Below are 10,491 nucleotides of genomic sequence, written 5' to 3' on the forward strand. Positions count from 1 at the left end.
GTCGGCACGGCTCTCGGGCTCATTCGCCACGATGCAGCAGGAGCCGTAGTCCCGCCTGTCGATCCTCGGGGTCGGATGGATCCCACGAGAATCAATCCACGATGAGCATGCACGACGAGAGCAGGGGCGTCCGGAGGCAGGACGCAGGCAGCCAGGGCGACTTCGTGACGCGGCGGAACGACAAGGCAGAGCCGGTGCGCCCACGCCGGCGCTTGCCCTTACCCATTCACGAGCTCTTCCAGGAGCAGGCTGCGCGGACGCCCGACGCCGTGGCATTGGTGTTCGCCGAGCAAGAGCTCACGTACCGGGAGCTCGACCAGCGCTCGAATCAGCTAGCCCACCACCTGCGCGCGCTCGGCGTGGGCCCGGAGGTGCGGGTCGGGCTGTGCGTGGAGCGGTCGCTGGAGATGATGGTGGGCCTGCTCGGCATTCTCAAGGCGGGCGGTGCCTACGTGCCGCTCGACCCTGGTTATCCGCGGGATCGGCTCGCTTTCATGCTGGAGGACGCGCGTCCCGCGGTGCTGCTGATCCAGGAGCGCCTCGAGGGCAGGCTTCCCGCGCACGAGGTTGTCACGGTACATCTCGATGCGGGCGCGCCCCCTTGGCAGGAGCAGCCGCTCACGCCCCCCGACGTACCGGTAGGGCCGGACAATGCGATATACGTGATTTACACCTCGGGCTCGACGGGTCGGCCGAAGGGTGTGCTCAACACGCATCGCGGGCTCGAGAACCGCCTGCGCTGGATGCAGCGCGCCTACGGTCTCCGCGCGAGCGACGCGGTCTTGCAGAAGACGCCCCTATCGTTCGATGTGTCGGGCTGGGAGTTATGGTGGCCGCTCTTGGAGGGCGCCCGCATGGTGATCGCGGCCCCCGAGGGACACAAGGATCCGCGTTATCTCGCGGCGCTCATCGAGGAGCGTGGGGTCACGGTGGCGCACTTCGTGCCGTCGATGTTCGGCGTGTTTCTGGCCGCGACGGAGCCCCGAGAGCGGGCGCCGCTGCGGCTGGTCTTCGCGAGCGGCGAGGCGCTGGCGGCGCACCTGCGTGCGTCCTGGTATGCGGGGAGCAAGGGCGAGCTCCACAATCTGTATGGCCCCACCGAGGCCGCGATCGATGTGACGAGTCACGCCTGCCGCCCGGAGGAGGAGGGGCCGGTGCCGATCGGGCGTCCGATCGACAATACGCGCACGTACGTGCTCGATGACGATCTGCGCCCGGTGCCCGTCGGCGTCGAGGGGGAGCTGTATCTGTCGGGCGTGCAGCTCGCTCGCGGCTATCTGAATCGACCGGAGCTGACCGCGGAGCGATTCGTCCCTGATCCGTTCTCGCCCGAGGCGGGGGCGCGGATGTATCGCACGGGCGACCTTTCGCGCTGGAGGGAGGACGGCGAGCTGGAATTCCTGGGCCGCATCGACCACCAGGTGAAGGTCCGCGGGTTCCGGATCGAGCTCGGGGAGATCGAAGCGGCGCTCGCAATGCATCCGTCGGTGCGCGACTGCGTGGTCGTGGCCCGGGAAGACGCATCGGGCGACAAACGGCTGGTGGCGTACGTGGCTGCGGCCGAGGAGGCGTGGGCGCCGAGGGTATTGCGGGAGCACCTGGGGGCGACGCTGCCGGAGTACATGGTCCCCTCTGTATTCGTGCGTCTCACGGCGTTGCCGCTGAATCCCAGCGGCAAGGTGGACCGCAAGGCGCTGCCTGCGCCGGAGATGACGCGCAGCACGGCAGAGACCCCGTACCTGGCGCCGCGGACCGAGACGGAGCGCGCGCTCGTGGCCATCTGGGAAGAGCTGCTCCAGGTGCAGCCCATCGGGGTTCGAGATAATTTCTTCCAGCTCGGCGGCCATTCGCTCCTGACTTTTCGCCTCGTGTCCGCCGTCGAGGCGCGGCTGGGGGGCGCGCTGAGCGTGGCGACGGTGTTCCGCCACCCGACGATCGAGGCGCTCTCGGCGCTCTGGGACACGAGGGCGGAGCCACCGGCATTGGCGCCCCCGATCCGCCTCTCGCTGCGCGCGGAAGGCGAGGCTCCTCATGAGGGCCTGTCGGGCACGGAGCGGCGCACCTGGTTTCTGGAAAAATTGTCGCCCGAGGCGAGGTCGTACCAGATCCCGCACGTATTCCAGGTAGCGTCCGCGCTCTCGGCTGCGGCGCTCCACGAAAGCGTGCGTGCGCTGGCATTGCGCCACGAGATCCTTCGCACGACGTATCCGGAGGTGGACGGCACGCCAAGGCGGCGGGTGTCGGACGAGGTGGCCATTCCGATCCGTGTGGAGGACGTCTCATCCCTGCCCGAGGCGGAGCGCGATGCCGCACTGCGGGCCCTGCTCGCCGCGGAGGTCGAGACCCGCTTCGACCTGGAGCGCGGGCCGCTGACCCGGGTCCTCGCCGTCAAGACGGCTGCGGACAGGCACGTCGTCGTCGTGCACCAGCATCACATCATCACGGATGAGTGGTCATGGGGGCTATTGCTCGCGGAGCTCACGTCACTTTACGAGGCGTCGCGCCGCGGGGAGACGGCGGCTCTGCTCCCCCTCCCCTACCATTACTCGGATTACGCGCGCGCAGAGCGGTTGGCGCTCGCCGGCGACGGCCTCGCGGCGTCGCGCGTTTACTGGAGGCACGCTCTCTCCGGCGTACCGCGGCTCGACCTGCCGATTGTCTCTCCTCCCTCCGGCGCAGGCGCGGGGCCGGAAGGGTGCGTCACTCTCCATTTGTCGGCGGAGACGAGCCGCCGGATGCAGGCGCTCTCGCACGAGAGCGGCGCTACCCCCTTCATGGCCTGGTATGCGGCCCTTTCGGCTGTGCTGGCTCGGTACAGCCGGCAGACGGACTTTGGCCTCGGTGCGGTCCTCGCGAATCGTCAGGTCGCTGGGACCGAGGCCATGCTCGGGTTCTTCACGAATACGGTCGTACTGCGGACCGATCTCTCGGGAGACCCGACGTTTGCCGAGTTGATCTCGCGCGCGCGACGGACCTCGCTGGACGCGTACGAGCATCAGGCATTGCCGTTCGACGTCGTGGTGCAGGATCAGGGGCTCTCGCGGCAGGCCGGAGAAAACCCGCTGTTCGATGTGACCTTCTTCGAGGTGTCGCCGCCGACCACCGGAGCCGCGGCCGGCTGGTATCCGCTCCTCGGCGCGGTGCCCGAAGGCGTGACGACGGCCAAAAACGCGCTCGCCGTGACCCTACGGCACGGCGCCGAGGGGACGGTCGTGGAGGTCCTTTACGACACGAGGCGTGTCTCGCGCACGGCAGCGGAGCGGTTGTGCGGGCATTTGAGGACGCTCGTGACGGATGCCGCGGCGCATCCCGACAAACGTTTGTCGGATCTGGAGCTCCTGACCAAAGAGGAGACCGAGAAGCTCGCCGCGTGGAACGACACGCCCGAGGTGGATCCCGCGGCAACGTGCATTCATGAGCTCATCGCGGAGCAGGCGGCGAAGGCGCCGGGGGCGGTGGCGCTCGAGCAGGATGGCCAACAGCTCACCTATGGCGAATTCGAGGCGCAGGCAAACCGCCTGGCGCACCACCTTCGCTCCCTCGGCGTCGGGCCCGAGGTGCGCGTGGCGCTCTGCGTGGAGCGGTCATTCGACATGGTCGTGGGCCTGGTCGGGATCCTGAAAGCGGGCGGAGCGTTCGTGCCGCTGGATCCGGCGTATCCGGCAGACAGGCTCTCCCTCCTGCTGTCCGAAGCGCATGCGCCGGTGCTGCTGACGCACGAAAGCCTCGAGGATCGTTTCACGGCGCCCGGCGTGACGGTGGTGCGGCTCGACGCGGACGCGCCGCAATGGGCGTCACAGCCGGCCACGCCGCCCGAGAGCGGCGTCGGGCCCGAGCATGCGAATTACGTGGTGTTCACCTCGGGCTCGACGGGCAAACCCAAGCCCGTGGTCAACGAGCACCGGGGCCTGGCCGCGCGTGTGGTCCTCCAGCGCGAAGAGTTCGTGATCCATCCGAGCGACCGCGTGCTGCAGAGCGCGGCCGTGGCCTTCGACGGGGCGATCATCGACTGGATGATATCGCTGTGCAACGGCGCCACGTGTGTATTGCCTGGCAATGCCTACGGCCCGGTCGAGGGCCTCGCGGAGTGCCTCGACAACCGTGGGATCACGGTGTCGTTCATCCCGCCCGCGGTGCTGCGGGTGCTGAGCTGCCGCGCGCCCCATTTGCGCCACATCACCCTGGCGGGTGACACGATCTCCCCCGCGCTCGTGGCGCCGTGGGCGAAGGGCCGGAGGGTGCTGAATTCCTACGGCCCAACCGAGTTCAGTATCTTCGGGGCGCAAGCCTATTTCGATCCGGAGCGGCCGGAGAGGTTTTCGATCGGCCGGCCGGTTCACGGCGTGCGCATCCACGTGCTCGATGGGGCCAAGCGGCCGGTGCCCATCGGAATGGCAGGCGAGCTCCACCTCGCGGGGGTGGGCCTGGCACGTGGTTATTTGAATCGTCCAGGCATGACGGCGGAGCGATTCATTCCGGATCCCTTCTCGAAGGAGCCGGGCGCCCGGATGTATTGCACCGGGGATCTCGCGCGCTGGAACGAGGACGGCGAGCTGGAGTTCGTGGGTCGCGTCGACCACCAGGTGAAGATCCGAGGCTTCCGTGTCGAGACCGGCGAAATCGAGGCGACGCTCTCTGCGCACGCCGCGGTGACGTCGTGTGTCGTCGTGGCCCGCGAAGACGCGCCGGGGGACAAGCGCCTCGTCGCCTACGTGGTTGCGAAGGACGGCGCGCCGGCGGCGGGCGCGCTGCGCGAGCACCTGCGAAGCAGGCTCCCCGATTACATGATCCCGTCGGCCTTCGTCTCCCTCGACGCGTTGCCACTCTCGCCGAACGGCAAGGTGGACCGCAAGCGGCTGCCTGCGCCGGAAGAAACGCAACAGGCCATGGAGGCAGCCTACGCCGCACCGCGCACGGAAGTGGAGCGAGTGCTCGCGGAGATCTGGTCAGAGGTGCTTCGTGCCGCACCCGTGGGAATCCACGACAACTTCTTCGCGCTCGGAGGCGATTCGATCCTCGCGATCCAGGTGGTGGGTCGAGCCAAGCGCGCCGGCCTGCACTCCACGGTGCGGGACATGTTCATCCACCAGACGGTCGCGGGGCTGGCGCAGGCGGTGCGTAGCTCGAGCGCAGCTTTGGCGGAGCAGGGCGCGGTGACCGGCAGGGCTTCATTGACGCCGAGCCAGCAATGGTTCCTGAGCAAGGACCCCGAAGAGATACACCACTTCAATCAGGCGATGATGTGGATGCCATCGTCCACGCTGTCGCCCGAGATCCTGGCCGAGGCATTGCATGTCGTGTTGCAGCAGCACGACGCGCTGCGATTGCGGTATCACCGCGCGGAGCCCGGGTGGGTGCAGAGCCACGCGGAGGAGGTGGCGCTGCCGCTCGAGCGGGTGGACCTCTCGGCGGTGCCTTCCTCGGCACGTAAGGCCGCCGTGCAGGACGTGGCGGACACCTTGCAGGGCGGATTGTCGCTGTTCACGGGCCCGGTAGCCCGCGCGGCGTGGCTGGATCTCGGCGAGGAAGGGACGCGGCTCCTGCTCGTCGTGCACCACCTCGTGGTGGACGGCGTATCGTGGCGCATTCTGCACGAGGACCTCGAGCGCGCCTGCGAGGCCCGGCTGGCCAGACAACCGCCGACGCTCGTGGCCAAGACGACCTCGTTTCGGCAGTGGTCGGAGCGCCTTGCCGCGTTCGTCGCGGGCGGCGGTTTGTCGGAGGAGATCGGCTACTGGCAAGCGCAATGTGCGCGTGGCGTGGCGCCGCTCCCGCTCGACCGCGAGGCGGCGCCGGGCACGGTGGGCGAGAGCATCACGGTGGACGTGGAGCTGTCGGCGGAGGAGACCCGAGCGCTCCTGCACGACGTGAGCGCGGCCTACCGCACCGAGATCAACGACGTCCTGCTTTCGGCGCTCGCGTCGGCGCTGAGCGCTTTCTGCAAAACGAATACAATCTGCGTCATTCTGGAGGGGCACGGGCGCGAAGCGCTCATCAACGACGTCGACGTGTCCCGCACCGTCGGGTGGTTCACGGCCATGTTCCCGGTGTGGCTGACGGTGCCGGGAAGCGACGATCCGGCGGCGCTCCTGAAGGGGATCAAGGAGCAACTCCGGTCGGTGCCGAGCAGAGGCGTGGGGTACGGCTGGCTGCGGTATGCGCACCCGGACGAGGGGGTGCGCGCCTCGCTGTCGATTGATTCGCCCGTGGTGTTCAATTACCTCGGGCAGCTCGACATGGCGTCGCAGGGCCGAGGGCTCTTGGGGCCGGCGGACGAGTCGACGGGCAGGTCCACGAGCCCGCGGATGAGGCTGTGGCATACGCTGGCGGTGAACGGCGGGGTTTGGCAGGGACGCCTGCGTTTCGAATGGACGTACAGCCCCGCAGCGCACGACGCGTCCACGGTGGAGCGGCTCGCGGCGCGGTTCGTCGCTTCGCTGCGGCAGCTCATCGCGCACTGCACCTCGGGCGAGGTGTTTGGATACACGCCGTCGGACTTCTCGCTCGCGCGACTCGAGCAAGGGACTTTGGACCAGCTCTTCGGGCGCGTACGCGACGTGGAGAGCGTCTACCCGCTCTCGCCGCTCCAGGCGGGGCTCCTGTTCCACGCCCTTCGTGAGCCGGAATCACCGACCTATACCGTCCAGCTCGCGCTCGAGCTGGGCGGCGAGGTGGACGCCGCAGCCCTCGAGAGCGCGTGGAAGACCGTGTTCGCACGCCATTCCGTGTATCGGACGTCATTCCTGTGGCAGGAGGTTCCGGAGCCGCTCCAGGTCGTGCGTCGACGCGTCTCTTTCTCGATGCCGACGTACGACTGGTCCTCGCTGGACGCGGCCGAGGCGGAGGCGCGCTGGGAAGCCCTGCAGCGCGAGGAGCGCGCCGCGGGCTTCGATTTCACACGCGCTCCGCTGGCGCGGGTCGCGCTCGTGCGGGGGCCCGGGGGTCGGACGTGGATGCTGAAGACCACGCATCACATCCTGTCCGACGGCTGGTCGATGCCGGTCGTGCTCGGAGAGCTGCAGGCCGCCTATGCCGCGCTCCGAGGCGGGGGCAAGCTCGTACTCCCGGAACCGGCGCCGTACGAGCGTTATATTGCCTGGCTCGCCACCCGGGACGAACAGGCGTCGTCTGCATTCTTCTCCGCATACCTGGCCGGAGTCGAGGAGCCGACGCTGCTGCCTTTCCCGCCGCCTGCGGCGACGCCCGCCGGGGCAACGCGGGAGCACGCGAAACGCGACACCTCGCTGACGGCCGCCGAGACCGAGGAGCTCACGGCGTTCGCACGGCGGCATGGCCTCACCGTGAATACGGTGGTGCAGGGGGCGCTCGCGCAGATCCTCGGCCGTCATGTGGGACGAACGGATGTCGTCTTCGGCATGACGACCTCCGGTCGCAGCGCACCCGTCCCCGGCATCGAGCGGATGGTGGGCCTGTTCATCAACACGCTGCCGCTCCGGGCCCGCTGGTCGGGCGCCGAGGGCGTGGTCGAATGGCTCGAGCGTCTGCAAGCCGAGCAGGCCGACCTGCGCGCCCACGAGGCGACTCCGCTGTACGAGGTGCAGCGGTCGAGCGCGGTGGGCGGCGGTCGCGCGCTGTTCGACACGCTCCTCGTCTTCGAGAACTACCCGGTGGACGAAGCTGCGCAGCGGGCGGATGTCCTGCCGATCGTGAGCTTTCGGAGCTACGAACAAACGAGTTATCCGCTCGCCATTGCGGTGGTGGTGAGCAAAACGCTCGACCTGCAATGGATGTGGGACCCCACCGCGCTTCGCGAGGGAGACGTCGAGCGGCTCTGGGGGCACCTGCGCACCCTGCTCCTCGACATGGTCGCGCACCCGGACAAACCCATATCCGAGCTCGACCTCCTCACCGAGGCGGAGCACGGGCAGCTCGCTGCCTGGAATGCCACGGCGGCGGCCCCCCCCGAAAAGTGCATTCACAAGCTCTTCGAGGAGCAGGCCGCGCGGACGCCCGACGCGGTGGCATTGGTGTTTGCCGAGCAAGAGCTCACCTACCGTGAGCTCGACCGGCGCGCGAATCAGCTAGCCCACCACCTGCGCGCGCTCGGCGTGGGCCCGGAGGTGCGGGTCGGGCTGTGCGTGGAGCGGTCGCTGGAGATGATGGTGGGCCTGCTCGGCATTCTCAAGGCGGGCGGTGCCTACGTGCCGCTCGACCCTGGTTATCCGCGGGATCGGCTCGCTTTCATGCTGGAGGACGCGCGTCCCGCGGTGCTCCTCACCCAGGAGCGCCTCGAGGGCAGGCTTCCCGCGCACGAGTTTGTCACGGTGCACCTCGACGCGGGCGCGGCCCCGTGGCAGGAGCAGCCGATCACGCCCCCCGACGTAGGGGTAGGACCGGACAACGCGATTTACGTCATCTACACGTCGGGGTCGACGGGTCGGCCGAAAGGCGTGCTCAACACGCATCGCGGGGTCGATAACCGCCTGCGCTGGATGCAGCGCGCCTACGGTCTGAACACGAGCGACGCGGTCTTGCAGAAGACACCTCTGTCGTTCGACGTGTCGGGCTGGGAGCTGTGGTGGCCCCTTCTGGAGGGCGCCCGCATGGTGATTGCGGCCCCCGAGGGGCACAAGGATCCGCGTCATCTCGCCGCGCTCATCGAGGAGCGTGGGGTCACGGTGACGCATTTCGTGCCGTCGATGTTCGGCGTGTTCCTGGCGGCGACCGAGCCCCGGGAGCGCGCGTCGCTGCGGCTGGTCTTCACGAGCGGCGAGGCGCTGCCATCGCATTTGCGTGATTCCTGGTATGCGGGCAGCCAAGGCGAGCTTCACAACCTGTATGGCCCCACCGAGGCCGCCATCGACGTGACGAGCCACGCCTGCCGGCCGGAGGAGGAGGGGCCGGTGCCGATCGGGCGTCCGATCGACAACACGCGCACCTACGTGCTCGATGACGATTTGCGCCCGGTGCCCGTGGGCGTCGCGGGGGAGCTGTACCTGTCGGGCGTACAGCTCGCTCGCGGCTACCTCAATCGCCCCGAGCTGACGGCGGATCGGTTCGTTCCTGACCCGTATTCGCCCGAAGCGGGCGCGCGAATGTATCGCACGGGCGACCTTTCGCGCTGGAGGGAGGACGGCGAGCTGGAGTTTTTGGGCCGCATCGACCACCAGGTGAAGGTCCGCGGATTCCGGATCGAGCTCGGTGAGATCGAGGCGGCGCTCGCTACGCACCCGTTGGTGCGCGCTTGCGTGGTGGTGGCCCGAGAAGACGTGTCGGGCGACAAGCGGCTGGTGGCGTACGTCGAGGCTGCCGAGCAGGCGTGGTCGCCGAGCGCATTGCGGGATCACCTGGGAGCGACGCTGCCGGAGTACATGGTCCCCTCTGCGTTCGTGCGTCTGACGGCGCTGCCGCTGAATCCAAGCGGCAAAGTGGACCGAAAGGCGCTGCCGTCGCCCGAAGCGACGCGCGGCGCGGAGGCCTCGTACGTGGCGCCGCGGACCGAGACGGAGCGCGCGCTCGTGGCCATCTGGGAAGAGCTGCTCGAGGTGCGGCCCATCGGCGCGCACGACGACTTCTTCCTGCTCGGCGGCCATTCGCTTCTGGCAATACGTGTCGTGTCCGCGGTGAAGGCGAGACTCGGCCTCGAGCTGACCGTGGCCACCCTGTTCCAGCAATCGACGGTGGCGTCCCTGGCGGCGTCGCTGGAGGGAATGGCGCAGCGACCGGCGCCGATGGCCGTCCTTTCTCCCGCCCCGCGCGGCGCGACCGATTCCGCATATACCGACCTCTCGGGGACCGAGCGGCGACTCTGGTTGGTCGACAAACTCTCGCCCGAGGCGCTGTCGTACCAGGTCCCGCAGATGTTCGTCCTGCGAGGCGCGCTGTCGGAGCCGGCGCTGCGCCAGAGCGTGACGTTGCTCGCGGAGCGGCAGGAGATTCTGCGCACGACATTTCCCGAGGTGGACGGCGTGCCCAGGCGGGTGGTGGCCGAGAGCGTATCGATTCCGGTGCGTATAGAGGACGTCTCGGCGCTGCCCCAAGCGTCGCGAGAAGCCGCCCTGCGCGCGCTCCTGGAGGCCGAGATCGGGGTTCGTTTCGACCTCGAATCCGGACCGCTGACGCGGGTGCTCGTGGTGAGCATGGCGGCCGAGCACCATGTCGTGCTCGTCCTGCAGCACCACATCATCGCGGACGAATGGTCCAGCGGCGTGCTGCTCTCCGAGCTCTCGCGCCTGTACGAGGCGTGCAGCCGCGGCGAATCTGCGCGTTTGCCGCCGCTTTCGTACCAGTTCGCCGATTATGCCCAGGCCGAGCAGGAGGGGCTCACGGAAGGCGGCTTCGGGGCGTCGCGAGCGTACTGGAAGGACAAACTTGCGGGCGTGCCGCGGCTCCAGTTGCCGTTTCTTCGCCCCGCCTCGGAGGGCGGCCCGGGCCCCGAAGCCAGCGTGAGGCTCCGCATTCCCCCGCATGCGAGCAATGCGCTTTCCGCGCTCGCGCGTGACCGCGGCTGTACGCCGTTCATCGCGTGGT

1 protein-coding gene is annotated in these 10,491 nt (G+C 68.7%); it reads left to right on the plus strand.

Going from position 1 to position 10,491, the window contains the following annotated elements; all coding sequences use genetic code 11:
* Positions 1-101: 101 nt before the first annotated feature.
* The coding region (locus GF068_RS10110; RefSeq protein WP_153819098.1) for a non-ribosomal peptide synthetase at positions 102-10,491 on the plus strand (10,390 nt) is incomplete at its 3' end.

It is taken from the genome of Polyangium spumosum, from assembly GCF_009649845.1.
Lineage (GTDB): Bacteria > Myxococcota_A > Polyangia > Polyangiales > Polyangiaceae > Polyangium > Polyangium spumosum.